Source organism: Stenotrophomonas sp. CASM114 (assembly GCF_049384325.1).
In the GTDB taxonomy this organism is placed as follows: Bacteria; Pseudomonadota; Gammaproteobacteria; order Xanthomonadales; family Xanthomonadaceae; genus Stenotrophomonas; species Stenotrophomonas muris.
Map to the genome: position 1 here is coordinate 145974 of NZ_JBMRGJ010000001.1, position 24944 is coordinate 170917.

The 24944-nt window shown below is 66.9% G+C and carries 26 protein-coding genes and 1 pseudogene; 14 read left to right on the top strand and 13 right to left on the bottom strand.

Features of this window, described 5'->3' with window-relative positions; translation table 11 throughout:
• Positions 1-3: 3 nt before the first annotated feature.
• On the bottom strand, positions 4-747 hold the full coding sequence (locus tag VG566_RS00615) for an SDR family oxidoreductase (RefSeq protein ID WP_032962618.1): 744 nt from the start codon (positions 745-747) through the stop codon (positions 4-6).
• Between the two features lie 106 nt (positions 748-853).
• On the opposite strand from VG566_RS00615, the gene VG566_RS00620 reads away from it, so the two are divergent.
• The gene (locus VG566_RS00620; protein WP_241883946.1) at positions 854-1807 is read left to right on the top strand and encodes a LysR family transcriptional regulator; all 954 of its coding nucleotides are present in this window, start codon (positions 854-856) and stop codon (positions 1805-1807) included.
• 67 nt (positions 1808-1874) lie between these two features.
• Here VG566_RS00620 and VG566_RS00625 read toward each other — a convergent pair whose 3' ends face one another.
• From VG566_RS00625 to dkgB, 8 genes are all read right to left on the bottom strand, one after another.
• Positions 1875-3242, bottom strand: a complete 1368-nt coding sequence (locus VG566_RS00625; RefSeq protein WP_241883945.1) for a heavy metal sensor histidine kinase — start codon at positions 3240-3242, stop codon at positions 1875-1877.
• Positions 3239-3937 carry a heavy metal response regulator transcription factor gene (locus VG566_RS00630; protein WP_053495177.1) on the bottom strand — a complete coding sequence of 233 codons (699 nt, stop codon included), beginning with the start codon at positions 3935-3937 and terminating at the stop codon, positions 3239-3241. Before VG566_RS00630 ends, VG566_RS00625 begins: the two co-directional genes overlap by 4 nt.
• A gap of 45 nt (positions 3938-3982) precedes the next feature.
• Positions 3983-4867, bottom strand: coding sequence for a copper homeostasis membrane protein CopD (copD, locus tag VG566_RS00635; protein WP_241883944.1), 885 nt, complete (start codon positions 4865-4867; stop codon positions 3983-3985).
• Positions 4868-4877: 10 nt separating this feature from the next.
• The gene (gene copC, locus VG566_RS00640; RefSeq protein WP_069116614.1) at positions 4878-5255 is read right to left on the bottom strand and encodes a copper homeostasis periplasmic binding protein CopC; all 378 of its coding nucleotides are present in this window, start codon (positions 5253-5255) and stop codon (positions 4878-4880) included.
• Positions 5256-5368: 113 nt separating this feature from the next.
• On the bottom strand, positions 5369-5692 hold the full coding sequence (locus tag VG566_RS00645) for a MoaF-related domain-containing protein (RefSeq protein WP_032962628.1): 324 nt from the start codon (positions 5690-5692) through the stop codon (positions 5369-5371).
• Positions 5689-6627, bottom strand: a complete 939-nt coding sequence (locus VG566_RS00650; protein WP_241883943.1) for a cyclase family protein — start codon at positions 6625-6627, stop codon at positions 5689-5691. Before VG566_RS00650 ends, VG566_RS00645 begins: the two co-directional genes overlap by 4 nt.
• 19 nt (positions 6628-6646) lie before the next feature.
• Positions 6647-7594 carry a TIGR03571 family LLM class oxidoreductase gene (locus VG566_RS00655; protein WP_241883942.1) on the bottom strand — a complete coding sequence of 316 codons (948 nt, stop codon included), beginning with the start codon at positions 7592-7594 and terminating at the stop codon, positions 6647-6649.
• Between the two features lie 11 nt (positions 7595-7605).
• A complete protein-coding gene (gene dkgB, locus VG566_RS00660; RefSeq protein ID WP_032962635.1) occupies positions 7606-8409 on the bottom strand; it encodes a 2,5-didehydrogluconate reductase DkgB in 804 nt (267 codons plus the stop codon).
• Between the two features lie 118 nt (positions 8410-8527).
• Between dkgB and VG566_RS00665 the strand changes: the two genes are divergently transcribed.
• On the top strand, positions 8528-9430 hold the full coding sequence (locus tag VG566_RS00665) for a LysR substrate-binding domain-containing protein (RefSeq protein WP_164110011.1): 903 nt from the start codon (positions 8528-8530) through the stop codon (positions 9428-9430).
• A 110-nt stretch (positions 9431-9540) separates the two neighbouring features.
• Here VG566_RS00665 and VG566_RS00670 read toward each other — a convergent pair whose 3' ends face one another.
• Entirely contained in the window at positions 9541-10017 is a 477-nt protein-coding gene (locus tag VG566_RS00670) for a MerC domain-containing protein (RefSeq protein WP_197561775.1), read from the bottom strand.
• A 32-nt stretch (positions 10018-10049) separates the two neighbouring features.
• Between VG566_RS00670 and VG566_RS00675 the strand changes: the two genes are divergently transcribed.
• The 8 genes and pseudogenes from VG566_RS00675 (at position 10050) to VG566_RS00710 (ending at position 16692) form a co-directional block, all read left to right on the top strand.
• Positions 10050-10583, top strand: a complete 534-nt coding sequence (locus VG566_RS00675) for a ZrgA family zinc uptake protein (RefSeq protein WP_053495169.1) — start codon at positions 10050-10052, stop codon at positions 10581-10583.
• Positions 10580-11275, top strand: a pseudogene (locus VG566_RS00680) (ATP-binding cassette domain-containing protein). The gene VG566_RS00675 and the pseudogene VG566_RS00680 overlap by 4 nt, the downstream one beginning before the upstream one ends.
• Positions 11268-12521, top strand: a complete 1254-nt coding sequence (locus VG566_RS00685) for an ABC transporter permease (protein ID WP_169411106.1) — start codon at positions 11268-11270, stop codon at positions 12519-12521. The pseudogene VG566_RS00680 and the gene VG566_RS00685 overlap by 8 nt, the downstream one beginning before the upstream one ends.
• A gap of 2 nt (positions 12522-12523) precedes the next feature.
• Positions 12524-13093: a DUF3299 domain-containing protein gene (locus tag VG566_RS00690; protein WP_241883940.1), complete on the top strand. Its 570-nt coding sequence runs from the start codon at positions 12524-12526 to the stop codon at positions 13091-13093.
• The gene (locus VG566_RS00695) at positions 13083-13700 is read left to right on the top strand and encodes a DUF3299 domain-containing protein (RefSeq protein WP_241883939.1); all 618 of its coding nucleotides are present in this window, start codon (positions 13083-13085) and stop codon (positions 13698-13700) included. The genes VG566_RS00690 and VG566_RS00695 overlap by 11 nt, the downstream gene beginning before the upstream one ends.
• Positions 13700-14446: a hypothetical protein gene (locus VG566_RS00700; protein WP_241883938.1), complete on the top strand. Its 747-nt coding sequence runs from the start codon at positions 13700-13702 to the stop codon at positions 14444-14446. Before VG566_RS00695 ends, VG566_RS00700 begins: the two co-directional genes overlap by 1 nt.
• Before the next feature lie 151 nt (positions 14447-14597).
• Positions 14598-16130, top strand: coding sequence for an MFS transporter (locus VG566_RS00705; protein WP_241883937.1), 1533 nt, complete (start codon positions 14598-14600; stop codon positions 16128-16130).
• 4 nt (positions 16131-16134) lie between these two features.
• The gene (locus VG566_RS00710; protein WP_032962647.1) at positions 16135-16692 is read left to right on the top strand and encodes a TetR/AcrR family transcriptional regulator; all 558 of its coding nucleotides are present in this window, start codon (positions 16135-16137) and stop codon (positions 16690-16692) included.
• Positions 16693-17371: 679 nt separating this feature from the next.
• Here the strand turns inward: VG566_RS00710 and VG566_RS00715 are convergent.
• Positions 17372-18253, bottom strand: coding sequence for an AraC family transcriptional regulator (locus VG566_RS00715; protein ID WP_241883936.1), 882 nt, complete (start codon positions 18251-18253; stop codon positions 17372-17374).
• A gap of 106 nt (positions 18254-18359) precedes the next feature.
• On the opposite strand from VG566_RS00715, the gene VG566_RS00720 reads away from it, so the two are divergent.
• On the top strand, positions 18360-18896 hold the full coding sequence (locus VG566_RS00720; protein WP_241883935.1) for a peroxidase-related enzyme: 537 nt from the start codon (positions 18360-18362) through the stop codon (positions 18894-18896).
• A 60-nt stretch (positions 18897-18956) separates the two neighbouring features.
• Here the strand turns inward: VG566_RS00720 and VG566_RS00725 are convergent, their stop codons facing one another.
• Positions 18957-20405: a toll/interleukin-1 receptor domain-containing protein gene (locus VG566_RS00725; protein WP_241883934.1), complete on the bottom strand. Its 1449-nt coding sequence runs from the start codon at positions 20403-20405 to the stop codon at positions 18957-18959.
• Positions 20406-20461: 56 nt separating this feature from the next.
• Complete coding sequence (gene fdhD, locus VG566_RS00730) at positions 20462-21313, bottom strand: formate dehydrogenase accessory sulfurtransferase FdhD (RefSeq protein WP_241883933.1); 852 nt, start codon at positions 21311-21313, stop codon at positions 20462-20464.
• A gap of 244 nt (positions 21314-21557) precedes the next feature.
• Here fdhD and VG566_RS00735 point away from each other — a divergent pair, with 244 nt between their 5' ends.
• The 3 genes from VG566_RS00735 (at position 21558) to VG566_RS00745 (ending at position 24864) form a co-directional block, all read left to right on the top strand.
• Positions 21558-23843 carry an FdhF/YdeP family oxidoreductase gene (locus VG566_RS00735; RefSeq protein ID WP_423172645.1) on the top strand — a complete coding sequence of 762 codons (2286 nt, stop codon included), beginning with the start codon at positions 21558-21560 and terminating at the stop codon, positions 23841-23843.
• Between the two features lie 23 nt (positions 23844-23866).
• On the top strand, positions 23867-24208 hold the full coding sequence (locus tag VG566_RS00740; RefSeq protein ID WP_046430909.1) for a hypothetical protein: 342 nt from the start codon (positions 23867-23869) through the stop codon (positions 24206-24208).
• Positions 24209-24324: 116 nt separating this feature from the next.
• Positions 24325-24864, top strand: coding sequence for a DUF411 domain-containing protein (locus VG566_RS00745; RefSeq protein ID WP_014647305.1), 540 nt, complete (start codon positions 24325-24327; stop codon positions 24862-24864).
• Positions 24865-24944: the final 80 nt, after the last annotated feature.

Here is a 24944-nt window from a genome sequence, read left to right on the forward strand (position 1 = left end):
GGCCTACACCATTCCGCCGTTGGCGCGCAGCACCTGGCCGTTGATCCATCCGCCATCGGCACCTGCCAGGAACCCCACCGCGCCGGCGATGTCCTCCGGCGTACCCAGCCGCTCCAGGGGGTTCATCTTCGCCAACCGCTCGATCAGCTCGGGCGATTTTCCATCCAGGAACAGATCGGTGGCGGTCGGGCCCGGCGCCACGGCGTTCACGGTGATATTGCGTCCGCGCAGCTCCTTGCTGAGGATTGCGCCCATCGTCTCCACCGCCGCCTTGCTGGCCGCATACACGCTGTAGTTCTCCAGCCGGATGCCGACCACGCTGGTGGACAGGGTGATCAGGCGGCCACCGTCGCGCACCCGTCGCGCGCTTTCGCGCAGCACGTTGAAGGCGCCCCTGAGGTTGATGCCGATCACCCGCTCGAACAGGGCGTCGTCGGTATCGGCCAGTGGTGCCAGCTGCAGCACTCCGGCGCTGTTGACCACCACGTCGATGCCGCCGAAACGGGCTTCGATGGCGTCGAAGAGCTGGCGCACCGCCTGCGGATCGGACACATCGGCCTGCAGCGCGATGGCCTGCGCGCCGGCGGCGCTGAGTTCGGCCGCCAATGCATCGGCGTCGTCGCGGCGGCCCGCATAGTTGATCGCGACCGCGTGGCCTTCAGCGGCCAGGCGGCGGGAGATGGCGGCGCCGATGCCACGGGAGCCGCCGGTGACCAGGGCGACAGAGCGGGCGGGGGAGAGGGTCATGGTGGCTTCCACTGGGGCGCGCCGAAGTGGCGCAGGGCCATCTTCGCGAGATTGTCCTTTCGAATAATCCTGCATAATCCGTCAACATCATCCGGAGAGCCGAACAATGGATCGTTTCACGGCCATGCGCGCCTTCGTCCGTATCGTCGAGCGCCGCAGCTTCACCCGGGCCTCCGAGGACCTGGGCCTGCCGCGGGCCACGGTGACCGACGCGATCAAGGCGCTGGAACAGCGGCTGGGCGTGCGCCTGCTGCACCGGACCACGCGGCTGGTGGTGCCGACGCTGGAAGGCGAGGCCTTCTATGGCCGTTGCCTGCGCCTGATCGCCGACATGGACGACGCCGAGGCCGCGTTCCGTGATGCCCCGCCACGCGGGCCGCTGCGCATTGAAGTACATGGCACGCTGGGCCGGCACCTGCTGTTTCCGCACCTGCCGGAATTCCTGCAGCGCTACCCGGAGATCGAGCTGGACGTCAGTGAAGGCGACCGCTATGTCGACCTGCTGCGCGAAGGCGTGGATGCGGCGCTGCGGGTGGGGACGCTGGCCGACAGCGATCTGGCGGCGCGCCGGTTGACGATGCTGCGCGAGGTCACGGTGGCCGCGCCGGGTTATGTGCAGGCGCACGGCCTGCCCGATACCATTGAATCGCTGGAGCAAGGCCATCAGATGATCGGCTACCGCTCCAGCGCCACCGGCCAGCTGATCCCCCTGGAGTTCCAGCAGGCGGGACAGGTGCGCTACGTGCCGCTGCAGGCGCGGGTGCGTGTTTCCGGCGCGGATGCATTCCTTGGGGCCGCGTTGGCGGGCCTGGGCATCATCCAGGCACCGCGCTACCGGATGGACCCGTATATCGCGCGCGGGCAGCTGGTCGAGCTGTTGCCTGAGACGCCGCCGACGGCAAGCCCGTTGAGCCTGGTCTACCCGCGCAACCGCACGCCGTCGCCACGCTTGCGGGTGTTCATCGACTGGGTGGCCGGGGTGTTCGAGCAGGCCGCGGTTGCCGGCCAGCGGCCGGCACTACCGAAGCAGCACGCGAAGCTGTCCGACCGCAGGGGGTAGTGCTGGCCGCTGGCCGGCAACCGCAATGCGCTTGATGTACCCCGGGGGGGCCGGCCAGCGGCCGGCACTACCGGGCGGCGGCGCCCGGCAGCACCAGCTCGAACACGGTGCCGGTGTCATCGGACGCAACACTCACGCTGCCGCCATGCGCCTGTGCAATCGCGCGGGTGATCGCCAGCCCCAGCCCCGCACCTTCGTGGCGGCCACGCTCGCCGCGGTAGAAACGATCGAACAGGCGCGGCAGCGCTTCGGCGGAAATCGGCGTGCCGACGTTGTGCACGCTGACCCTGCACACGCCATCGGCCTCGGCCAGCCGTACCCGCACCTCGCTGCTGGCAGTGGCGTGCTTCAACGCGTTCGACAGCAGGTTGGCGATCGCCCGGTGCAGCATCAGGCGGTTGCCTTCCACGCTCGCCACGCCTTCGCGATGCAGGGTCAACTGCCGGTCCTCGGCCAACAGCTCGTAGAACTCCAACAGTGAATCCACCACCCCATGCAGCGCCACCGGCTCGCGCGAAGGCAGCGCGCCCGGTGCTTCGGCCTGCGCCAGGTACAGCAGGTCGCCCACGGTCTGTGCCAGCTGCTGCAGTTCCTCGGCACACGACGCCAGCGTCTCGCGGTAGGCCTCGTTGCTGCGCGGGTGCGCCAGCACCACCTGCACCTGGGTGAGCATATTGGTGATGGGCGTGCGCAGCTCGTGGGCGAGATCACCGGAGAATTCGGTCAGCCGCGCGAAGTCCTGCTGCAGGCGTGCCAGCATGCCGTTGAGGGTCTGCGCCAGCTGCTCCAGTTCGGTCGGTGCACTGCGCGCGCTCAGGCGGCGCTGCAGCCGACCGGCGGTGATCTGCCTGGCCTCATCGGCCAGCGTGCGCAGCGGCCGCAGCGTGCGCCGCACCACGTAGCCGCCGAGCAGGCTGCTGGCCACCGCGGCGCCGATGATGGCGATTGCCAGCAGGTGGCGGAAGCGCTCCAGGAAGTCGGCGTGACGGTTGTCATCAATGGCCAGCAGGGTCACCAGCTGGCTGCCGTCGGCCAGCGTCTGGCGCAGGTGCAGGGCATGCATGCAGCGACCATCGGTGAGGATCCAGTCGTGCCGCCGTGGCGCGGTGTCGATGGGCTGGCTGCGTGCATGCTCGCGCAGCAGTGCCGGCGCAGTGGAGAACAGTACGGTTCCGCTCCCATCAACAATGTGGAAGGCGATATCCGGATGATGGCCGAGCGCCTCTGCCAACCGCGGTCCGCGCGCGGCGGCAGGCCCATTGTCAGCGAGGTCGCGGATCAACGCGACCTTGTTTTCCAGTTCGATGAAGTCCTGGGCAACAAGATCATGGCGGGCGCTGACATAGATCGCCACGCCCAATGCGGCCAGCACCAGCGTGGCCACGATGGCGAACAGCAGTGTCAGCCGTACCGCGATGGAACGACGCAGGCTCATCCGCTGTGCACGGCACCGTCGTCCGGCGCCTCCAGCACATAGCCCATGCCGCGCACGGTGACGATCAGCTTGGCATCGAAGTCATCGTCGATCTTCGCGCGCAGGCGGCGGATCGCCACGTCGATCACATTGGTGTCGCTGTCGAAGTTCATGTCCCACACCTGCGAGGCGATCAGCGAGCGTGGCAGCACTTCGCCCTGGCGACGCGCCAGCAGCTCCAGCAGGGTGTATTCCTTCTGGCTGAGGGCGATGCGCTGGCCGCCGCGTTCGACCCGGCGGCGCAGGGTATCCACCACCAGGTCGGCGATGATGATGCGCTCGGCCTGCGGCTGTGCCTGGCCGCGACGCAGCAGGGTGCGTACCCGCGCCAGCAGCTCGGCGAAGGCGAACGGCTTGGCCAGGTAGTCATCGGCGCCCAGTTCCAGGCCCTGCACGCGGTCGGCGATGCTGCTGCGCGCAGTCAGGAACAGCACCGGCACCTGCCATCCGGCGGCGCGCAGCCGCGACAGCACGTTCCATCCGTCCATGCCGGGCAGCATCACATCGAGAATGACCAGTTGGTACTCGCCGCTGCCGGCCAGGTGCAGCCCGTCCACGCCGTTGCAGGCGAGATCGACCACGTAGCCGGCCTCGATCAGGCCCTGGCGCAGGTAGTTGCCGGTCTTGGGTTCGTCTTCGACGATCAGCAGTTTCATGATGCGCCCATCATCGCAGCTTGCACGTGGGCTGGCTGCGCAGGCTCACGCCAACGGGTCCAGCGTACCAAGCACCGCCACGCAGGCCAGCACCAGCACGGCCAGCACCGACTCGCAGGCCAGGCTGTGGCGCAGGGAACGCAGCGGCCGCGGTTGCCAGCCGTCGCGGATGGAGGTGGCCAAGGCCGGCACCAATCGCCAGCGATGCAGCGCCGCCAACCCCAGCATGCCGACCACCAGGGCCAGCTTGAGCAGCAGCCAGCGCCCATGCGCGGTACCGGTCAGGGTCTGCACGGAACCGCCGAGATCGACATAGGTATAGGTGCCGGTCATTGCCAGCAGGGCGACGATGACCGTGCCCGGCAGGGCGAAGCTGTGCGCGGCCCGCCACAACTCGTAGGTGCGCTCGCGCAGGCGCAGGCCCTGTGGACGCAGCGCCAACTGCAGGATGGCGGCGATCGCGCCGACCCAGGCACCGGCGGCCAGCAGGTGCACGATGCCGGCCAGCAGCCGCAAGGTGCCGCCGAACCCATCGCCCGCAGCGGCGTGGCCGTTCCAGGACAGGCTGGCCAACGCCGTGGCAGACAAAGCGAGCAGGGCCACGCGGCGCAGGCCCTGCAGCGGCGTGGCGAATGCCAGCAGGGGCAGCATCGCCAGCACCGCCACGGTACGCAGCAGGCCGGCTTTACCCACCGGCGTACCGGTGAGGAACCAGTGCGCCGTTGCAGGGTCGATGTCGGCCGGCGCGATGCCGAGCACACCGGTCAAGCGGGTGATGGCATCGGTGGCCACCACGGCCAACGCGATCAGGGCGAGCGCCAGCGAGACGCCGCGCGGCAGCCCCGGACGGACGAACAGCATCCGCCCGAACAGCAGCATCAGCACCAGGTACAGTTCCAGCCGCAGCGCATACGGCGAGAGCTCGGCCACGACGGCAGCCTTACTTCACGGTGAAGCGGTAGCTGCCGGTGATCGGGTGGCTGTCCTGGCCCACCGCGCGCCACTGCAGTGCGTAGCTGCCTGCCGGCAAGGGCTTGGCGAAGCGTGCCCGCAGGGTGTGGCCATCTTCGGAGAGCTCCTGCGCAGTGGTGGGCATGGCCATCTTCATGCGGCCATGGTCCATGCTCAGTTCGATGCGGGTGGCACGCGGCATCACCTTCTCGCTGAACTGCAGCTCGATCTGGCTGGCCGGCGCCACGGTCGCGTCGGCGGCCGGCGTCGAGCGCACCAGGCTGGGATGGGCCAGGGCCAGCGGCGCAACCGCGAGGCCGGAAACGAGGACAACAAGGGCGGTGGAGCGGAGCAGGGGACGGGCCATGCGTGGGACACCTGTGGAAGACATGGCCCACAGGGTGGAGGGCAGCGCCTTTCGCTGCCCTGACCCCTGCATTACCGATCTGTAATGTTTCGTCCGCCGGCCGCTGGCCCGCATCACAGCGCGTGCAGCGGCCCCTGCATGCGATGGAAACTGCCATCGGTGGCGGTGAACCAGGCCAGCGAATGCCCGCCCGCGAAGTCATCGACATGCACGACCGTAGCGCCATCGGCTTCCTGCCACGAAATGGCATAGACCCCGTCGCTGATCCGCTGCCACTCACAGGCGGCTTCGCCCCGCGCACCGGCATAGGCGCCAGAGACGATGGCGTACTGCACGTGGCGGCCATCGGCGCTGTAGACATTGTCGGCGGCCAGGCCGTCATAGCTGACGCGGAAGCGGCGGCCGGCGAACACGGGAAGGTCAGCGGCGGTGTTCATCGGATTGCCACCGGGTTGATGTTGACCTGGGTCGAACCGACGTACAGCGGCTGGCCGAGCACGAACAGGAATTCCCAGGCCTTGTCGCGCACCAGGGCACGGCTGTCGATCAGCTCCAGGTTGTAGATGCCACGCTTGGCCAGCATGTACTGGTTGATCGGGAACTCCTCGGCACCGTTCGGGTTCGGGTAGACCTCCGAGGCCCAGGTGTCGCCACCGAAGGCGACGATGCCCTGGTCGGCCAGCCACTTCGCGGCCTCCATGCCGATACCCGGCTCCACTTCCAGGAACTGCGTGTTGTCCTTGCCGATCAGTTCCAGCCAACCGGTGTTGAACAGCACCACGTCGCCCTTGCGCAGGCTCAGTCCCTGCTTCTTCAGCACGGCCTGGATGTCGGCCACGGTGAACTCGGTGCCGCCGGGCACGATCGCCTTGCCGTAGTACGCGGTCATGTCCAGCACGACGCCACGGGTGACCATCGGCGGCACCTTCTCGACGCCGAGCTTGCGCACCCCGTCCACGGTGACGAAGTCGGCGGCCTTGTTGCCGTTGTAGTAGACGTTGTCGATGCCGATATGGCCGATGCCGTTGAGCTGGGTGCCAACGCCGGTCCAGGCGTTCACCAGTTCATCGTTGAAGGTGAACCTGTTGGGGCCCAGCGACTTGCCAGCCTGCTGGCCGACCTGCACGTTGTACAGGCGGAAGCTGCGGTGGCGGAACGCGGGCAGGTTCTTGTCCACCGGCACCGCCAGCGGATAGGTCTTGCCGGTCCTGACCAGCGAGACCGCGTGCTTGACCACGTCAGCGGTGAGCAGGTTGGCCGCGCCGATCTCGTCGTTGGCGCCGTAGGCAGAGGGATACCAGTCCTCGGCGGTGGCCTGGAAGGACAGCGGCAGGGTGGCCAGCGCTAGCGCGGCCAGGGTCTTCATCTTCATGGCAAAGCTCCGGTAACTGTCAGGCCGTCGCGGCGGCGCCGGCGTGGGCCGGGAAGTGCGGCAGCACGTACTCGGCGATTTCGTGGAAGGTTTCGGCCAACGGCCGTTCGTTGCGGCGGAACTGCAGACCGATGTGGTCGACACCGGCCGCCTGCATGGCGTGCAGCTCGGCCAGCAGGGCGTTGCGGCCGCCGCGCAGGCCGAAGCGCCAGCGCTGCAGAGGAGCATCGGCATCGGCCACCAGGTCCAGGTGGATGAAGCTGGCATAGGGCTTGTTGCCGGCCACGGCGCGCCAGGCCGCCACGCGTTGTACATGGTCCTGCGGCGTGCCCGGGTAGGCCAGGCAGCCATCCATGTGCTGGCCGATCCACGCCGGTTGCTGCTGGGCCAGGCCGGCCACGAACAGCGGCAGGGCCGGGCCATCCGCGGGCAGCACGTCCAGGCCCTGCGGCAGGTGCGCGGCAGCGCCTTCGCGCAGCAGTGCGATGTGCTCGCGGAAGCGGCTGCCACGGCTGTCGAAGTCGCGGCCGAACAGCGGGTACTCCACCGGGCGGTCGCCACTGGCCACGCCCAGCAGCAGGCGGTCACCGCTCAGCCGCTGCACGCTGCGTGCCGACTTCAGGGTCAGCAACGGCTCGCGGATCGGCAGCACCACCGCGCCGGTACCCAGCAGGATGTGCTCGGTGATGCCGGCCAGGTAGCCGAGGTAACTGAACACCTCGAACACCTGTGCGGCATCGCCGAAGGCCGGGTCGTACACCGGCACGTCGCGTACCCACAGCGCACGGAAGCCAAGGCGGTCGGCCAACCGTGCCAGCTCCGCATGGCGCTGCAGGTCCGGTTCGCCGGGCAGGCGTCGCGCGGCGTGTCGTGCCTGTTCGCCCAGCGGCGTCCAGTCGTTGTCCAGCGGTGCTTCGATGCCGATGCTGAAACCACCGGCCTGCAGCCGCGTCAACGCACTGCCCATGGCGAGGCTCCTCAGTCCCAGGCCGGGGCCAGGCCGGGCGGATCGACTTCGCGGCCGTTGCGGTCAAGCGCGGCGATCGCGGCCATGTCATCGGCATCCAGGTGCAGGTCCTGGGCAAGCAGGTTGCTGGCCAGGTTCTCGCGCTTGGTCGAGGACGGGATGACCGAGTAACCCCGCTGCAGCGCCCACGCCAGCGCGACCTGGGCGACGGTGGCCTGGTGCTTGTCGGCGATGGCGGCCAGCACCGGGTCCTTCAGCACCTTGCCGTAGGCCAGGGTCATGTAGGAGGTGACGGTGATGCCTTGTTCCTGCAGGAAGGCAGTCAGTGCCGGGTTCTGCAGGTAGGGGCTCAGTTCGATCTGGTTGGTGGCGATCTCGCCGGCGCCGACCACCTCGATGGCCTGCCGGGTCAGTTCGATGTTGAAGTTGGACACACCGATCTGACGGGTCAGGCCCAGCGATTTGGCTTCGGCCAGCGCGGTCATGTACTCGCGCAGTTCAACGCCATTGCCCGGCGCCGGCCAGTGGATCAGCAGCAGGTCGACGTACCCGGTGCGCAGCTTGGCCAGGCTGTCGCGCAGGCTCGGGATCAGCTTGTCGGCGGCGTAGTTGTCCACCCAGATCTTGGTGGTCAGGAACAGCTCGTCGCGCGGGACGCCGGATTCGGCGATGGCCTGGCCGACCTCGGCTTCGTTGCCGTAGATCTGCGCGGTATCGACCGCACGGTAGCCGACGTCGAGGGCGTTGCGCACCGAATCGATGACGGTCTGGCCGGTCAGGCGGAAGGTGCCGACGCCAAAGGAAGGAACGCTCATGATGGACTCCAGGGACTTCGTTGAGAGCCGGTGGGCTCGGGACAGGGCGAAGTGTGGGCGCTTTACATTTGTTGATTAAGCCGTGTATACGGGAAATGCTTTTGCGCCGAGGTAAAAAATGAAAACCACCCTGGATGAGCTGAAGGCCTTCGTGGCCGTGGTCGACAGCGGTTCGATCACTGCCGCGGCCGAAGAGCTGGAGCTCACCATCTCCGCCACCAGCCGCACCTTGGCGCGGCTGGAGGACAAGCTGCAGACCACGCTGCTGCGGCGGACCACGCGGCGGCTGGAGCTGACCGAGGAGGGAGCCGCATTCCTGGAGTACGCGCGCACGATCCTGGCCACGGTGGACGAGGCCGAGGAACAGATGGCCGCGCGGCGGCTGCAGCCGGTCGGGCGCCTGCGCGTAGACGCCGCCACGCCGTTCATGCTGCACGTCATCGTGCCGTTGCTGGAGGGCTTCCGCGAGCGCTACCCGCAGGTGGAGCTGGAGCTGAATTCCAATGAAGGCATCACCGACCTGATCGAGAAGCGCACCGACGTAGCATTCCGCATTGGCGTGCTGCGCGACTCGACCCTGCATGCGCGGCCGATCGGCCACAGCCGCATCCGCGTGGTGGCCAGCCCCGAGTACCTGCGACGGCACGGCACGCCCACGCGCGTGGAGCAGCTGCACGAACATGACCTTCTGGGCTTCACCCAGCCCAGTTCATTGAACGAATGGCCGCTGCAGGATGTTGATGGTGGGCCTTTCGTGATCGAGCCGGCGATCGCTTCATCCAGTGGCGAGACACTGCGGCAGATGGCGGTGGCCGGGCTGGGCATCGCCTGCCTGTCCGACTTCCTGACCCGCCAGGACCGGCGTGATGGCCGCCTGGTGCAGCTGTTCGCGAAGCAGACGCAGGAGGTGCGCCAGCCGATCAACGCGGTGTACTACCGCAATACCGCGCTGGCCGCGCGCATTACCTGTTTCGTCGACCACGTGACGCAGACGCTGGGGCAGCGTCCGTTCGACGAATAAGGAGGGGTAGAGCCGGCCGCTGGCCGGCTTTTGCCCTCTGCGGGATCACCGCAGCTGCCGGCCAGCGGCCGGCACTACGATGGCGCTTACCAGCCGGCCAGCGGCCGGCACTACCGGCGGTTACGCAACGCCCGCCGGTTGCCGATGTGAGCGAAAGCCAGCAGCACGCCACCACATGTCGTCGCTATGCCATGCCAGAGCAGCGATTCCTTCAGCGGCAGGTACAGCGAGGCCGACAGCAGCAGAATCGCGCCGGTGCAGGCCAGCTGCACAGGCCGCCAGCGCCCGTGCCGGTGCACCCCGGCCGAGGTACTCGCCAAGGCCAGCGACGAGGCCAGCAGCGCGAACAGCCATTCCCAGCGCGACATCATCAGCAGCAGTGTCATCGCGCCATGGCCGGGATGCTGGAACGAGCGCAGCGCCATCATCGCAGCCGGCACGAAGGCCAGCAGCAGGGGCAGGGCAATGCAGTGGGCGGCGCAGGCCAGGGACAGCCAGGCCCCGGCAAGATCGAAGCGGGGGTGCCAGCGTGCCGAAGTTGGCGGCTGGGCCAGGGCCCTTGCGGGCGTCGTGGGGATGTGGTCCATAATGTTACATAGTAACAATTGGAGCCTCCCCCATGAAGCGTTCTGCTGCTCTTTTCCTGCTGCTGGCTGCCAGTGCCGCGCAGGCCCATGACATCCGCCAGCACGCACCGCACGTGCACGGCCAGGCCACCGTCGATCTTGCGCTTGACCAGCAGACGCTGGAATTCGCCCTGCAGGCACCCGGCATCGGCATCCTTGATTACGAGCGACCGCCGGCCAATGCAGCCGAGCAGGCCGCGCTGACACGGGCTACGACAGTGCTGAAGGGCGGCAGCTGGGTCACCTTGCCCACCGCCGCGGGCTGCCGCCTTTCAGGCAACGATGCCAAGGCCGAGGGATTCGATGCGACGGCTGCCGCACCGCCATCAGGTGAGCACCGGCACGCGGGGTTCAGCGTAACGCTGCGGTACCAGTGCGCCAAGCCGGCCGAGTTGCGGGCCATCGTGGTGCGCTTGCCCGTGCTGTTCCCGGGCCTGCACGAAGTGATCGTCAACAGCGCCACCGCCCGAGGACAGAACCGCAGCGTGCTGACCCCGGACAACCTGCGCGTGGTGCTGGCACCGTGAGCATGCGACCGGTGATCGCGCTGGATGGCGTGCAGTTCGGCTATGGCCGGCGGCTGGTGCTGGACGTGCCGCGGTTGTGGATCGAGCAGGGCAGCAGCGTGCTGCTGCGCGGGATCAGTGGCGGTGGCAAGAGCACGTTGCTGGGCCTGCTGGCGGGCGTGCTGCTGCCTGGCAAGGGCCGCATCGAAGTCGCCGGCCACGCGCTGCAGGCGATGCGCGGTGCCGCGCGGGACCGCTTCCGCGCCGACCACCTGGGCGTGATCTTCCAGCAGTTCAACCTGCTGCCGTTTCTCAGCGTGCGCGACAACATCGCGCTGGGCCTGCGCTTCTCGCGCCTGCGCAGCGCACGCATCAGCGGCCCGCTGGATGCCGAGATCGCCCGCCTGGTGCAGGCCCTGCAGCTGGACCCCGGGCTGATGCAGCGCCGCGCCGGCACGCTCAGCGTTGGCCAGCAACAACGCGTGGCGGCGGCACGCGCCCTGATCGGTCGCCCCGCGCTGCTGCTGGCCGATGAGCCGACCTCATCGCTCGACCGCGACGCGGCGACCGCCTTCCTGTAGCTGATGTCCGCGCAATGCGAGGCGGCCGGCACCACGGTGCTGGTGGTCAGCCATGACGACAGCCTGCAGCCGTTGTTCGACCGCACGATTGCCCTGTCTCAGATCAACCAGGCAGGTGCCGGCCATGCTTGAGCTTGCCTGGGCCAGCCTGCGCAGCCGCGCGTTGAGCGTGGGCCTGACCGTGCTGGTCATCACCCTCAGCGTGGTGCTGTTGCTGGGGGTCGAGCGTGTGCGCACGCAGGCGCACGAAGGCTTCGCCAGCACGGTGTCGGGCACGGACCTGATTGTCGGTGCGCGTTCGGGGCCGGTGAACCTGCTGCTGTACGCGGTGTTCCATATCGGTGACCCCACCAACAACGTGTCCTGGCAGTCCTACCAGGCGCTGTCCGCAATGCCGCAGGTGAAGTGGGCGGTGCCGCTGTCGCTGGGCGATTCCTGGCGCGGCTACCGGGTAGTGGGTACCACTGGCGGCTACTTTGAACACTATCGTTATGGTTCCGGTCACGCGCTTGCTTTTGCACAGGGGCAGCCCTTTGATGATCTGTATGACGCGGTGATCGGTGCGGAGGTGGCACGCGCGCAGAAGGTCGGCCTCGGCGACGAGATCGTGCTGGCGCACGGCACCGGCGCGGTCACGCTGGCCACGCATGCCGACAAGCCGTTCCGGGTCTCCGGCATCCTGCAGCGCACCGGCACGCCAGTGGATTCGTCGCTGCTGGTCTCGCTGCCGGCGATCGAGGCCATCCACGTCGACTGGCGCTCGGGTGTGCAGCTGCGCAGCCAGAGCGTCAGTGCCGAGCAGGCGCGCCACCTCGATCTGACCCCGACCAGCATCACCGCTTTCATGCTCGGCCTGAACTCCCGCATCGCCACCTTTTCGGTGCAGCGCAGGATCAACGAGTATCCCGAAGAGGCGATGCTGGCGATCCTGCCCGGGGTGACGCTGCAGCAGCTGTGGCAGTCGCTGGGCACGGCCGAGCGCGCACTGCAGCTGATCAGCGCGATGGTGGTGTTGCTGGGCATGGTCTCGCTGGTGGCGTTGCTGGTCTCGACGCTGCAGCAGCGGCGGCGCGAGATGGCGATCCTGCGTGCGACCGGCGCGCGGCCGGGTTACATCGCCGGCCTGCTGGTAGTGGAAGCGGTGGCAACCAGTGCCGTGGCCTGCGTGCTGGCGTTGGGGCTGCTGGTGGCCGCCAGCATGGCCGGACGCGGCTGGGCCCTGGCCACGTTCGGCCTGTCCATCACCCATGTCTGGCCGGATGGCCGCGAGCTGGCCTGGGTGGCGGGTGTGTTGGCGATCAGCGCGGTGGCCGGACTGGTGCCGGCGTTGCTGGCCTACCGGCGCACCTTGGCCGATGGCCTGTCGCCGGGAGGCTGAGCATGCGCTGGATGCTGTCATTGCCGATGGTGCTGGCGCTGGCGCTGGTGCTGGCGCTGGCAGCCTGCGAGCGGCCGGTGGATACCGGTGTGCAGGCGTTGCCACCTTCGCCGGTTGTCGACCACGCTGGCGCTGTGGATGCGGCGGAGCAGGAACTGGACTGGTTGCAGATGATGCCCAAGGACGAGCTGGCCGCGCTGGAGCGCGGAGAGGGCCCGGAGGTGGAGCACAACGGCAACCGGCGCATGCCGCAGTTCGGCACGTTCCGTACCGTGGATACGGTGCTGCAGCGTCCGGTGCGCCTGCCCGGCTACGTGGTGCCGCTGGCCACTGCGCAGGACGGGCGCCTGACCGAATTCCTGTTCGTGCCGTACTACGGCGCCTGCATCCACGTACCACCGCCGCCACCGAACCAGATCGTGCACGTGGTGCTGCCGCGCCCGATCGCCATGCCGGACATGTACTCGCCCTTCTTCCTGGCCGGCACCCTGCGTGCCGAGCGGCTGGATGATGATCTGGCCGGTTCCGCCTACACCATGCGCGATGCCCAGCTGAGGCCCTATGAACCGTAGCGCTGTGTTGCTGCTTGGATGCGTCTGGTTGGCAGGCTGCACGTCATCGGGCGGTGATGCCGTGGTGGCCACGCCGCACGACAAGCCGTTGCCCTCCGCCGCGCCCGAAACGCCCATCGACCGCTGGGACGCGCTGCGGCCGGACGAAGTGACCTATCAGCGCCCGCCCCCACAGATCGGCTTGTCACGCAATGGCATGGATGGGGTGGGCGGCCTGATCGACGACACCGGCTCGGGCACGCCGCCGGGGCAGGAAATCGACCATTCCAGCCCCGACCGTGCCAAGCAGTTCGGCTCCTCGCGCGTGGTCGACGCTGTCGACGGTCGCGCGGTGGATCTGGATGGCTACGTGGTACCGCTGGGCACCAATGATGCCGGCCTGGTCGATGAGCTGCTGTTCGTGCCGTTCTACGGTGCGTGCATCCACGTGCCGCCGCCGCCACCGAACCAGATCATCCATGTGACCCTGGCCACGCCGATCGCGCTGGGCGATCTGTGGGACCCGTACCGGCTTGCCGGCCGCCTGCAGGTGAAGCGCTTCGATGCGGACATTGCCAGTGCGTCCTACGATGCCGCAGCGGCCACGCTGACGGCGATCCGCAACTGATGCGCCGGCGATGGCTCATGGCTGCCGGGATGCTGCTGGTCGCGGTGGTGCTGCTGGTGCGGTGGCAGCGGCAGCGCGCACCCACCGCGCCGCCGGCGGTCGCGTTCCCGGCGCCGGCGTCCGACGCCAGCCAGCGCATCGAACAGCGCCTGCGCGACGATCACGCGTTCCGCAACGACGTGCTGTTCCTGCTTGCGGCAACCGTGCGCGACCGCTGCCAGCCCGCGCAGGCGGGGCTGCTGGCGCGCATGGCCAATCGTGCATCGCTGCCGGTGCTGGCGGCAGTCAGCGCGGTGACCCAGCAGGAGCCATCGCTGGACCGGCCGATCTACCAGTACATCCAGCACCGCGCCGATGCGACGCAGTGCGGCCAGCCGTTGCAGATGCCGTTGGCCGCTGGGCGCAGCATGGCGGTGGACATCGAACAGTACGCGCGCACCTTCCCGGACAGCTACTTCGACCCGCAGCGCAGCAGTGAACCCCGGGATTTCGGTGGACGGTCGTTGCAGCAGCGCGCTGGCAACGCCTGCAACAGCGTGGTGTATTCGGTGTTGCCACTGGGTGGCACCGACTGGCGGTGCAGCAGCCTGCGCGCGAATGCCCGCGCGCGGGTGCGCGGCCTGTGCGAGGACGAGCTGCGGCGCCAGCACGGGGCAACGGGCGGGGAGCTGGACATGGCCGTGGGGCAGGGCATGCAGGCGGCGGTGGTAGCGGCGATTGCTGCGCTGCCGGAAGACTGCCGGTGATGATCCCGGACACCAGCCACGACCCGGCATGAGGGGCACGGCAACATGAACATTGGCCGGGCTCCAATCTGAACCGCTGTCGCTGTTTTCATAACTATACAGGACATCCTGTATAGTTATCGCCGTACTTCACGCCCGATCAGGTTCTCCCATGGCTTTGTCCCAGCCCTTGGCCGGTGCTCCGGCCCTGTCGCGTGCCCGTCGCTGGGCACTGTTGTTCACCGTCGCCGCCGGCCTGCTGCTGGTCACGCTCGACAACTCCGTGCTCTACACCGCCCTGCCCACGCTGACCGAAGAACTCTCGGCCAGTGCCGGCCAGGCGCTGTGGATCATCAACGCCTATCCGCTGGTGATGGCCGGCCTGCTGCTGGGTGCGGGTACGCTGGGCGACCGCATCGGGCACCGCCGCATGTTCCTGATCGGCCTGGTGGTGTTCGGCGTGGCATCGTTGGCAGCGGCGTTCGCCGACACCGCAGCGCAGCTGATTGCCGCGCGCGCCTTCCTGGCGGTCGGCGCGGCCGCGATGATGCCGGCCACGCTGGCGCTGATCGGCCTGAGCTTCCACGAAGCGCGCGAACGCAACATCGCCATCGCGATCTGGGGTTCGGTGGCCATCGTCGGCGCGGCACTCGGCCCGATCATTGGCGGCTGGCTGCTGCAGCATTTCTGGTGGGGCTCAGTGTTCCTGATCAACGTGCCGGTGGTCGTGGTCGCGTTCGTGGCCACGCTGCTGCTGGCGCCTGAAGGCCAGCGCGACACCTCGCGACCGTGGGACCTGGTTTCGTCGCTGCTGGCTCTGGCTGCACTGTCCGGCCTGGTGCTGGCGATCAAGTCACTGATCGCTACGCCGCCGTCGTATGCGCTGGGTGCAGGCGCGCTGCTGCTGGCCGCCATCAGTGGTGCGGCGTTCTCGCGCCGCCAGCAGCAGCTGCCGTACCCGCTGCTGGACTTCGCGATCTTCCGCAACCCGGCGTTCCTGGCCGGCACGCTGTCGGCGGTGTTCACCCTGTTCGCGATGGCCGGCCTGCAGCTGGTCACCACCCAGCGCTTCCAGCTGGTGGCAGGCTTCACGCCGCTGCAGGCGGGCCTGCTGGTCTCGGTGGCGGCACTGGGCAGCCTTCCGAGCGCGCTGCTGGGCGGCAGCATCCTGCACCGGGTGGGCCTGCGCCCGCTGATCTGTGGTGGCCTGGCCGCAGGTGCGCTGGGCGTCGGCGTGGTGGCGTTCGGCTTCCCGCACGGCCTTGGCTGGGTGGTGGCTGGTATGGCCATCACCGGCTTCGGCATGGGTTCGGCCATCTCGGTGGCATCCACCGCCATCCTCAACAATGTGCCGGCACACCGCGTGGGCATGGCCTCGTCGGTGGAAGAAGTGTCCTATGAGTTCGGCGGCCTGCTGGCGGTGGCGATGCTGGGCAGCTTGAGCGCGGCGATGTATGGCGCATTCCTGCCGGTCTCGGCCGACATGCCCGCGCTTGCACGGGAAGGCTTCACCCAGGCGCTGCAAGTGGCACGTGAAAGCGGGCAGGGCGAGTGGTTCGCACTGGCCACGGCCGCGTATGACCGCGGCTACCAGATCGTGCTGCTGGTGATCACGGTGGTGCTGGCGCTGGGCGCGTCGATCATTGCGCGCCTGCTGCGCGGGCGCGTCGGCAGCCGCGAGGGTGCGGCCGATCGCGTAAAATGACGCGATGAGAACCAGCAAGCGCGACCGCATCCTCGACGCCGCCGTCAACGTGATCAATCGTGATGGCGTGCGCGCAGTGACCTTCGAGTCGGTGGCGGCCGAGGCCAAGCTGACCCGCGGCGGCCTGCTGTACCACTTCCCGTCACGCGAGGCGCTGCTGCGCGGCATCGACGAGCACCTGGTGCAGGCCTGGGAGACGTCGATGGAAACGCTGCTGGGCAAGCGTGCAGACGAAGCCTCGGCGCTGGAGCGTTACCAGACCTTCGTGCGCGTCTCGGCGCAGAGCGCTACCCGTGCCGAGCTGATGTTCATGCTCGAATCGGCCGACCCGGACGCCGATGAGCGCCCGTGGGGGCCGGCGGTACGGCGTTGGGCGCCGTTGCCGCCGTCGACCGGGCAGAGCGACCCGGCCGCGCTCGACAATTTCGTGGCACGGCTGGCCGCCGACGGCCTGTGGATCTACGAGGCGATGTACGAGGGGCAGCTGGATGAAAGCGTGCGCGCCCAGGTGGCCGAACGGATCGCCGGGCTGCTGGCGAAGCCCGATGGAACATCCAGTTGAGCGGCCAGCCGGCGCGCCGACCTCGCCCGTGGTAGAGCCGACCGCTGGTCGGCTGTCCTTCGGTCAGGCCACGGAAATGCCGCTTCGGTAGAGTCGACTGTCAGTCGACTGCCCTTCGGTCAGACAACGAAAACCCCGCGCTTCGCGCGATAGTCGGCCAGCGGCCGACTCTACCCCTCGCGCGTCTGCCCAGTCTGGCCGCCAGCCGCTTGCGGAACGCCTTCGACAGGAACGTCCAGTTGAGCGGCCGGCCGGCGCGCAGACATCGCCCGTGGTAGAGCCGACCGCTGGTCGGCTGCCCTTCGGTCAGGCCACGAAAATGCGCTTCGGTAGAGTCGACTGTCAGTCGACTGCTCTTCAATCAGACAGCGAAAACCCGCGCTTCGCGCGAAAGTCGACTGACGGTCGACTCTACCCCTCGCGCGTCTGCCCAGCCTGGCCCCCAACCGCTTGCGGAACGCCTTCGACAGCGAGAATGACGGAACGTCCAGTTGAGCGGCCCGCCGGCGCGCAGACATCGCCCGTGGTAGAGCCGACCGCTGGTCGGCTGCCCTTCGGTCAGGCCGCGAAAATGCGCTTCGGTAGAGTCGACTGTCAGTCGACTGCTCTTCGGTCAGACAACGAAAACCCCGCGCTTCGCGCGACAGTCGACTGACAGTCGACTCTACCCCTCGCGCGTCTACCCAGCCTGCGCGGCGCTCGCGACCAGCCACGCCCTCGGCGACGCTCCCAGCCGCTTGCGGAACGCCTTCGACAGGGAGGCGGTATCGGCAAACCCCACCTCGATCGCCACTTGCTTGACCGCCACGCCTGCCCGCAGCTGCGCGCAGGCCAGGCTCAGCCGCCAGTCCAGCAGATAAGCGGCCGGCGTTGCCTGCATCACCTCCTTGAAGACGGCCGCGAACGCGCTGCGCGACATGCCGGCAGTCGCAGCCATGCGCGGCAGCGTCCATTCGTCCTGCGGCGCCTGGTGCATCGCCACCAGCGTACGGGCCAGCCGCGCATCGGACAGCCCGCGCATCAGCCCATGGCTGACGCCCGCCGCATCCGGGTGGTCCACCACCCAGCGCAGGATCTGGATCAGCGCCACCTCGAACAGGCGGTTGGTCAGTAGCCGGGAACCGCAGCGCTGGCGATCGGCCTCGGCGAACAGCAGGTGCAGGGTGTCATCCAGTTCGCCGATCGCCGCCAGCGGCACCACCATCACCGGTGGCAGCGACTGCACGATCGGATTGCGCGCGCCGCCATCGAAGTCCAGCGTGGCGCAGGTGAAATCCGGGCCGTCCAGCGGTGCGTTGAAGAACACATGGTGCAGCGGCTGCGGATACAGCAGCAGGCTGGGTGTGTCGATCTTCAACCGGGGCAGCGCGATATCACCCCCGGGATGACGGACCTCCATTTCACCCTGGCGCAGGATGTGCAGGAAGGCACGACCGGGCTGCGGCTCGAAGACGTGGCGCCCGCACAGCGGACCACTGTGGAACAGCGCGGCCTGCACCCGGAAGCGTTCAAGCAGGGAGGAGAGGCGGTCGGGTGCGGAAGTGTCGGCGAACACGTTCATGGATGAATGGACAACATGTGTGGTCTATTGCGCCTGATTCGTCCGGGGAGTCTACCTAGGATGAGCGGGTCGTCCAATTCCGGGCGCTTTCCCAAGGAGATCCACCATGTCCCGTGTCCCACTGATCGATGCCGCCAACACCACCGCCGACCGTCAGGCCCTGCTGGGCCAGGTCCACGCCGCCTTCGGCGCCACCCCGGCCATGTTCCGTGCCGTAGCCAACTCGCCGGCCGCCCTGCAGAGCATGTGGGGTGCGTTCGGCGCGCTGGGCGGCGGTCGACTGTCGCCGCTGCTGGGCGAGCAGATCGCCGTGGCCATCGCCAACCGCAACGCCTGCGAGTACTGCCTGGCCGCGCACACCGCGCTGGGCCGCAAGGCCGGTGCCAGCAGCGAGCAGATGGCCGCCGCGCAGATCGGCCAGTCCAGCGATCCGGCCACCTCGGCGGCATTGGACTTCGCGCTGAAGGTGGTCGAGCAGCGTGCGCAGATTGCCGATGGCGATGTGCAGGCGCTGCGTGCGGCTGGCTTCGATGATGAGCAGATCGTTGAGATCCTCGCCCACGTGGCGCTCAACCTGTTCACCAACTACGTCAACGTAGCGTTTGACGTGCCGGTGGACTTCCCGAAGGTCGCGCTGCGCTGAGGTTGAATGAAGCTGGCCCAGCTCAAAACTGGGCCAAGCTTCGCGAAGCCGATTTCATCTTTATTCCAATAGCAGCGTAGAAATCTCAGCTGCAATTTCGTCGACGGTATAGCTGGTCGTACTTCTAGCTACTTTGTCGGCGATAGATGGGCTGTAGTCGAGAACTTCTTGCTTGCTTATTTCGTGCCATATAGGAAGAAGGCGTTGTTGCCCCTCGATCGTTCTGGCCAATATTCCGTCGAGCTCATGATTGGTCCAATCCTTCTTCACAAAGGATGGGGATAATACAACCAAGCCAATCCTGCTACTTGCAATGCCTCGGTCGATCATCCTGCGCAGACTGTCTCCGATCTGGAGCGTGAACTCGTCGTACCACACTTTAAGGCCCCTATCTGCAAGGGCAATGGCCAGTGACTTGACAAATGGCTCTTTGTCCTCTGAGGCATGGGATATGAAGACATCATAGATCCCGTCGGATTTGAATTCCGATAGGTCCTTCTTCTCGCGAACTAGATTTGGCTCGCTTTTCAGTGAGCGTCCCAGGCCAAGCTCAGATTCGTCCAATTTAAAATCACTCATTATTCCAAGGCGCTTGAGAATTGCGGGGAGAACCTGATGGATTACACGCATTCCCACCAGGAGTTCATTTATGTAAATGTCCGGATGCAGCCTTGAGTCGTTGAATCCGAAACTCTCCGCCTCTGCTTGGTGTCCCAGGCTGTCATGCGAGTCGTAAACAAGATTGAGAACTTCGACTTTAACTGGATGCCCCGTTTGGAATGCACGCTGTCTTGCAATTGTAAGCCATTCCTCATACTTGCCCTTGATCTTACTCTGGAAAATCGCGAAGTCATTGGAGAGCTCAAGAGGTACTTCGACTTTGGCTAAGGCCAGTGAGATCAGGTTTGGCTCGATATTCTCTGCTGGGGTTTCCATTAACCCCATCTGCTCATCATCAATTAGTTCGGATATGTAGGCGGCGTAGAATCCGTATACGTCATTGAGGGATGAGTAAAGAGCCTGAATCAGGCTGGCGTGCATATTTCTTCTTCGTAAATCTCCTTGAGTTTCCCAGTCCTCTTCGCTGAGGTGTTCATCGGTTTCGGGAAAATCTATCTCTGCAGGGAAGGGTCTTGGAAGGGAAATTCCTGCTTCCATTAGTGCAAATGCAGTCATGTGGTGCAGAAGCGGGCGCTCAAACTCATCGCTGTTGAAATAGTAGGTGTTGTACCCAGTCTCCGCCTCCTCCCATGCGATGTCAGCGTAATGATTCATGAGGATAGCCCACTTCTCCGCATTGCGTATCCCGCCTGCCATTTTTACGAAATCGGGATCCATGTCTCCAATCCCTGCCAGCGACCTAAGTGCACGCTCGGTATCATTGGGCAGGTAATGCAGGGATGCCAGCTTGCGAAGCTGCTGGGTCGATATTCCTAGCGCCTTCGATATTCCCTTTCGTCCGAGCCCGCTGCCCGCTATCGCGAGGTCGATCAGTGAATTCGCATCCATATGAAGTTTTAAGAGGTTGTAAAGAGAATGGCGCGTCAGGCAATGGGGCGGACGACCTATGAGTGATTAGTGATATTTTCCGCCTGCAGCCGCTCGGGGTGCGTATACACATTGAACCCGCTTTCCCGCGCGAACCCGACCAGGCACAGGCCGGCGCTGCGGGCCAGATCGATCGCCAGCGCGGTCGGCGCGGACACTGCCGCCAGCACGCTGGCGCCGGCGCGCACTGCCTTGCTCACCATCTCGTAGCTGGCCCGGCTGGAAATCACCAGCAGGCCGCCTTCGATGGCGTGTTCGTTGTGGTGCAGGGCGCCGATCAGCTTGTCCAGTGCATTGTGGCGGCCGACGTCCTCGCGTACCCAGCCGATGCGCCCACTGGCGTCGGCCCAGGCCGCGGCATGGATCGAGCCGCTTGCCGCATTCATCGGCTGGTGCTGCGCCAGGCTGGCCAACGCCCGCTGCAGGGCGGTGGCGGAATAGCTGCGGCGTTCGCGGATCTGCGGCAGTGGGCGCAGCACTTCTTCCAGCTGGCGCGTGCCGCACAGGCCACAGCCACCACGGCCGGGCAGCAGGCGTCCCTTGTCGGGGTCGAGGTTTGCGCCGGGCGCAGCCTCGTCCACGGTCATCTGCAGCTCGATGCCTTCCAGCTGTGGGTGGATATCGATCGACAGCAGCTGCGAGGGCGCGCTGATCAGGCCTTCGCTGAGCGAAAATCCGAGTGCGAAGTCCTCCAGATCACAGGGTGTGGCCATCATCACGGCAAAGGCGGCATCGTTGTAGCGCAGCGCCACCGGCACTTCCTCGGCCACCACGTCGAGCTGCTGCTGTTGCGTGCCGCCGCGCCAGCGCTGCAACGGGCGTTGGGCGGTGCCGGCAGGCAGGGTGTGCGGCGGGATCGAATCAGGCATGCAGCGCGTCCGGACAAGGGAGAAACGCGGGCGGGCCACCGCCTGCGGTTTCGAGGATAGCGCAGTGGTCGCGCGCAGACGCGGCTGTAACCGTTGCCATGGCAGGTTGTGCTGAAATCAGCCTGTGCCCTCTGGCGAAGCGCCGTGGGCCGTGCTTGACTGTGCGGCTGGTCGTGCCACTGAATGCACCGCCGGACCGCGTTGTGCCGTTCGTTGTTGCGTTCCTACTGCCAGGTTCCCGAACATGTCCGAGCAGAAACCGCCGCGTTACAAGCCCTACAACCAGCCCGCCGGAGGCTGGGGTGCCGCCGGCGCCACGGCCAAGGTGCTGCTGCAGCAGAGTGTGATCGGCAAGGGATCGAAGGCATTGCTGGCGATGAACCAGCCCGGTGGCTTCAAGTGCCCCAGCTGCGCGTTCCCCGATGCCGACGAACGCAAGAAGCTGGAGTTCTGCGAGAACGGCGCGAAGGCACTGGCCTGGGAAGCCACCCAGTTCCGCGCCGGCCGCGAACTGTTCGCCCGGTACACCGTGACCGAGCTGATGGCGCAGACCGACTACTGGCTGGAGATGCAGGGCCGGCTGACCGAGCCGATGCGCTACGACGCGGCCACCGATCACTACGTGCCGTGCAGCTGGGACGATGCCTTCGCGCTGATCGGCCGCCACCTGCAGGCGCTGGACAGCCCGCACCAGGCCGAGTTCTACACCTCCGGCCGCACGCCCAATGAAGCCGCGTTCCTGTATTCGATCTTCGTGCGCGAGTTCGGCACCAATAATTTCCCGGACTGCTCGAACATGTGCCACGAGCCGACCAGCCGTGGCCTGCCGCCGGCCATCGGGGTGGGCAAGGGCACCATCGTGCTGCAGGATTTCGAGCATGCCGAGGCGATCTTCGTGATCGGCCAGAACACCGGTACCAATTCACCGCGGATGATGAGCAACCTGGTCGAGGCGCGTAAACGCGGCATCCCGATCGTGGCGGTCAATCCGATGCCCGAGCGTGCGCTGATCCGCTTCGCCGAGCCGCAGGACGTGGTGCAGATGGCCACGTTCGGTTCGACCGAGATCACCAGCGAGTTCGTGCATATCCGCATCGGCGGCGACCTGGCCCTGATCAAGGGCATGATGAAGGTGATGATCGAGCGTGAGGCACAGGGCGAGCGCGTGCTCGACCATGATTTCCTGTCGGAACACACGGTGGGCCTGGAGGCGCTGCGCGAAGACGTGATGGCGCAGGACTGGGACCAGATCGTGCAGGTGTCCGGCATTTCGCAGGCGCAGATCCGCCGCTGTGCGGAGATCTACATCCGTTCCAAGGCCACCGTGATCTGCTACGGCATGGGGCTGACCCAGCACCAGTACGGCTCGCGCCTGCTGCAGCAGGTCGCCAACCTGCTGTTGCTGCGTGGCAACTTCGGCAAGCCCGGTGCCGGCATCGGACCGATCCGTGGGCATTCCAATGTGCAGGGCGACCGCACCGTCGGCATCGACGAGAAGCCCAAGCCGGCCTATCTGGACCGCGTGCAGCAGGTGTTCGGCTTCGACCCGCCGCGCGAGCATGGCCACCATGTGGTCGAATCCATCGAGGCGATGCTGGACGGCAGCGCCAAGGTGTTCATCGGCCTGGGTGGCAACTTCATCCATGCCGTGCCCGATACGCCGCGTGCGTATGAGGCAATGCGTGGCCTGGAGCTCACCGTGGGCATTGCCACCAAGCTCAACCGCGGGCACCTGGTCCATGGCCGCGATGCACTGATCCTGCCGGTGGTGGCGCGCTCGGAGCGCATCGTTACGCCGGCCGGCGAGCAGTTCGTCACCATCGAAGACGCGATGTCGAATGTCACCGCGTCGCGCGGGGTACTGGAGCCGGTCAGTGCCGAGGTGTTGCCCGAGGTCGAGATCGTCTGCCGCATGGCACTGGCCACGCTGCCGGACAGCAGGGTTGACTGGGCCGGCTGCATGCACGACTACGCGCCCATCCGCGAGCTGATTGCCGCGGTGTATCCGGAGATCTACACCGGCTTCAACGAGCGCATCCAGCAGCCACACGGTTTCCATCTGGACATTCCGCCGCGCCGCCGCGTGTGGCCCACGCCCAATGGCAAGGCCAACATCCTGGTGATGCCTGGCCTGGACGTGGACGATCCGGTGCACGATCCGGACATGCTGCGGTTGGCCACGGTACGCTCGCATGATCAGTACAACACCACCATCTACAGCTACAACGACCGCTATCGCGGCGTGTACAACGATCGCATGGTGCTGTTCATGAACATCGAGGACCGGCTGGCGCGCGGGCTGGAGAAGGAGGCGCTGGTCAGCCTGGAGACGATCAGCGGCGATGGCGTGCAGCGCCGCATCGAGGGCCTGACGGTGCTGGACTACCCGATGCCGCGCGGCGCGCTGGCCGGTTACTACCCGGAACTGAACCCGTTGCTGCCGCTGGACTACTACGACCGGATCAGCGGCACACCCGCAGCGAAGTCGATCCCGGTGCGGATGCGGGCGATGGCGGCGGCGATTGCGTGACGCGCATCGGCTATCATCGGCGGGTGAACCTGCCTGGCCTGCTGCTGCGATGGATGCTGCTCGTTGCCCTGGTGCTGAATGCACCGGCGCTGGCGCTTGGCTCGTCTTCGTACGGCGGGTCGGCCAACCAGGATCACTGCGCTGCACCGCACGCGGCTGCGCTGGCCGCAGCCGGCTGCTGCGATGATGCGGCCCGGGCGGCCTGCCAGAGTGGTGAATGCGAATGCCCGCCAGCCTGCCTTGGCATGCTGGCCACGTTGAGTGGAACGCCCGCCTCGCCGTGGCGCGAGGCGCCTGTAGCTGCCCGTTCCCAGCAACGCGCATCGCCGCCGATGCCGGACCCGTTGCGTCCCCCCATCGTGTGATGTCCTGCAGGCGCTCAAGCGCCTGCCATGACTGTTCGACTCTTTCTCGCCTCTGCCTGCGCCTTCGATGCGCGGGCGGCGGGCCGCGTTGCCCGCTTCAGCAAAGGAATCACTCAATGAACCGTTCTCTCTCCCTCGGCCTGCTGCTGGGCACCGTGCTGGCCACCACCGCCTGTGCACGTGCCGCCGAAGAATCCGCCGCCGCACCGGTCGCCAGCAAGGCACCGGTGGCACCGATCCAGGCCAGCCCGGCCAAGGTTGATCCGGCCCTGCCGGTGGCCATCGTGCACAAGACCGCCAGCTGTGGCTGTTGCGGTATCTGGGTCGACCATCTGAAGGCCGCGGGCTTCCAGGTGGACGTGCGCGATACCGATGACATGAATCCGATCAAGGTCCGCCTGGGCGTGCCGGTCGGCAAGGCCTCCTGCCATACCGCCGAGATCGGCGGTTATGTGGTCGAAGGCCACATCCCGGCCGAGGACATCAAGCGCCTGCTGGCCGAACGCCCGGCCGCACGCGGGCTGGTGCTGCCCGGCATGCCGGCCGGTTCGCCGGGCATGGAAATGCCGGATGGTTACGTGCAGTCGTACACCGTCGAGCTGGTGCGGACCGACGGCAGCACCGAGCCGTTTGCCCAGCACGGGCAGGGTGGCTGATGGAAGGCGGGTGCCGGTCGTCCTGACCGGCACCCTTCGACGCGTCCTGTGTAGGGCTGAGCCTATGCTCGGCTGTGTTT

Excerpts from the sequence above, each read along its gene's own strand:
- VG566_RS00615 (WP_032962618.1), bottom strand. The coding sequence starts at position 747 with ATGACCCTCTCCCCCGCCCGCTCTGTCGCCCTGGTCACCGGCGGCTCC.
- VG566_RS00620 (WP_241883946.1), top strand. The coding sequence starts at position 854 with ATGGATCGTTTCACGGCCATGCGCGCCTTCGTCCGTATCGTCGAGCGC.
- VG566_RS00625 (WP_241883945.1), bottom strand. The coding sequence starts at position 3,242 with ATGAGCCTGCGTCGTTCCATCGCGGTACGGCTGACACTGCTGTTCGCC.
- VG566_RS00630 (WP_053495177.1), bottom strand. The coding sequence starts at position 3,937 with ATGAAACTGCTGATCGTCGAAGACGAACCCAAGACCGGCAACTACCTG.
- copC (WP_069116614.1), bottom strand. The coding sequence starts at position 5,255 with ATGGCCCGTCCCCTGCTCCGCTCCACCGCCCTTGTTGTCCTCGTTTCC.
- VG566_RS00645 (WP_032962628.1), bottom strand. The coding sequence starts at position 5,692 with ATGAACACCGCCGCTGACCTTCCCGTGTTCGCCGGCCGCCGCTTCCGC.
- VG566_RS00650 (WP_241883943.1), bottom strand. The coding sequence starts at position 6,627 with ATGAAGATGAAGACCCTGGCCGCGCTAGCGCTGGCCACCCTGCCGCTG.
- VG566_RS00655 (WP_241883942.1), bottom strand. The coding sequence starts at position 7,594 with ATGGGCAGTGCGTTGACGCGGCTGCAGGCCGGTGGTTTCAGCATCGGC.
- dkgB (WP_032962635.1), bottom strand. The coding sequence starts at position 8,409 with ATGAGCGTTCCTTCCTTTGGCGTCGGCACCTTCCGCCTGACCGGCCAG.
- VG566_RS00665 (WP_164110011.1), top strand. The coding sequence starts at position 8,528 with ATGAAAACCACCCTGGATGAGCTGAAGGCCTTCGTGGCCGTGGTCGAC.
- VG566_RS00670 (WP_197561775.1), bottom strand. The coding sequence starts at position 10,017 with ATGGACCACATCCCCACGACGCCCGCAAGGGCCCTGGCCCAGCCGCCA.
- VG566_RS00675 (WP_053495169.1), top strand. The coding sequence starts at position 10,050 with ATGAAGCGTTCTGCTGCTCTTTTCCTGCTGCTGGCTGCCAGTGCCGCG.
- VG566_RS00685 (WP_169411106.1), top strand. The coding sequence starts at position 11,268 with ATGCTTGAGCTTGCCTGGGCCAGCCTGCGCAGCCGCGCGTTGAGCGTG.
- VG566_RS00690 (WP_241883940.1), top strand. The coding sequence starts at position 12,524 with ATGCGCTGGATGCTGTCATTGCCGATGGTGCTGGCGCTGGCGCTGGTG.
- VG566_RS00695 (WP_241883939.1), top strand. The coding sequence starts at position 13,083 with ATGAACCGTAGCGCTGTGTTGCTGCTTGGATGCGTCTGGTTGGCAGGC.
- VG566_RS00700 (WP_241883938.1), top strand. The coding sequence starts at position 13,700 with ATGCGCCGGCGATGGCTCATGGCTGCCGGGATGCTGCTGGTCGCGGTG.
- VG566_RS00705 (WP_241883937.1), top strand. The coding sequence starts at position 14,598 with ATGGCTTTGTCCCAGCCCTTGGCCGGTGCTCCGGCCCTGTCGCGTGCC.
- VG566_RS00710 (WP_032962647.1), top strand. The coding sequence starts at position 16,135 with ATGAGAACCAGCAAGCGCGACCGCATCCTCGACGCCGCCGTCAACGTG.
- VG566_RS00715 (WP_241883936.1), bottom strand. The coding sequence starts at position 18,253 with ATGAACGTGTTCGCCGACACTTCCGCACCCGACCGCCTCTCCTCCCTG.
- VG566_RS00720 (WP_241883935.1), top strand. The coding sequence starts at position 18,360 with ATGTCCCGTGTCCCACTGATCGATGCCGCCAACACCACCGCCGACCGT.
- VG566_RS00725 (WP_241883934.1), bottom strand. The coding sequence starts at position 20,405 with ATGGATGCGAATTCACTGATCGACCTCGCGATAGCGGGCAGCGGGCTC.
- fdhD (WP_241883933.1), bottom strand. The coding sequence starts at position 21,313 with ATGCCTGATTCGATCCCGCCGCACACCCTGCCTGCCGGCACCGCCCAA.
- VG566_RS00735 (WP_423172645.1), top strand. The coding sequence starts at position 21,558 with ATGTCCGAGCAGAAACCGCCGCGTTACAAGCCCTACAACCAGCCCGCC.
- VG566_RS00745 (WP_014647305.1), top strand. The coding sequence starts at position 24,325 with ATGAACCGTTCTCTCTCCCTCGGCCTGCTGCTGGGCACCGTGCTGGCC.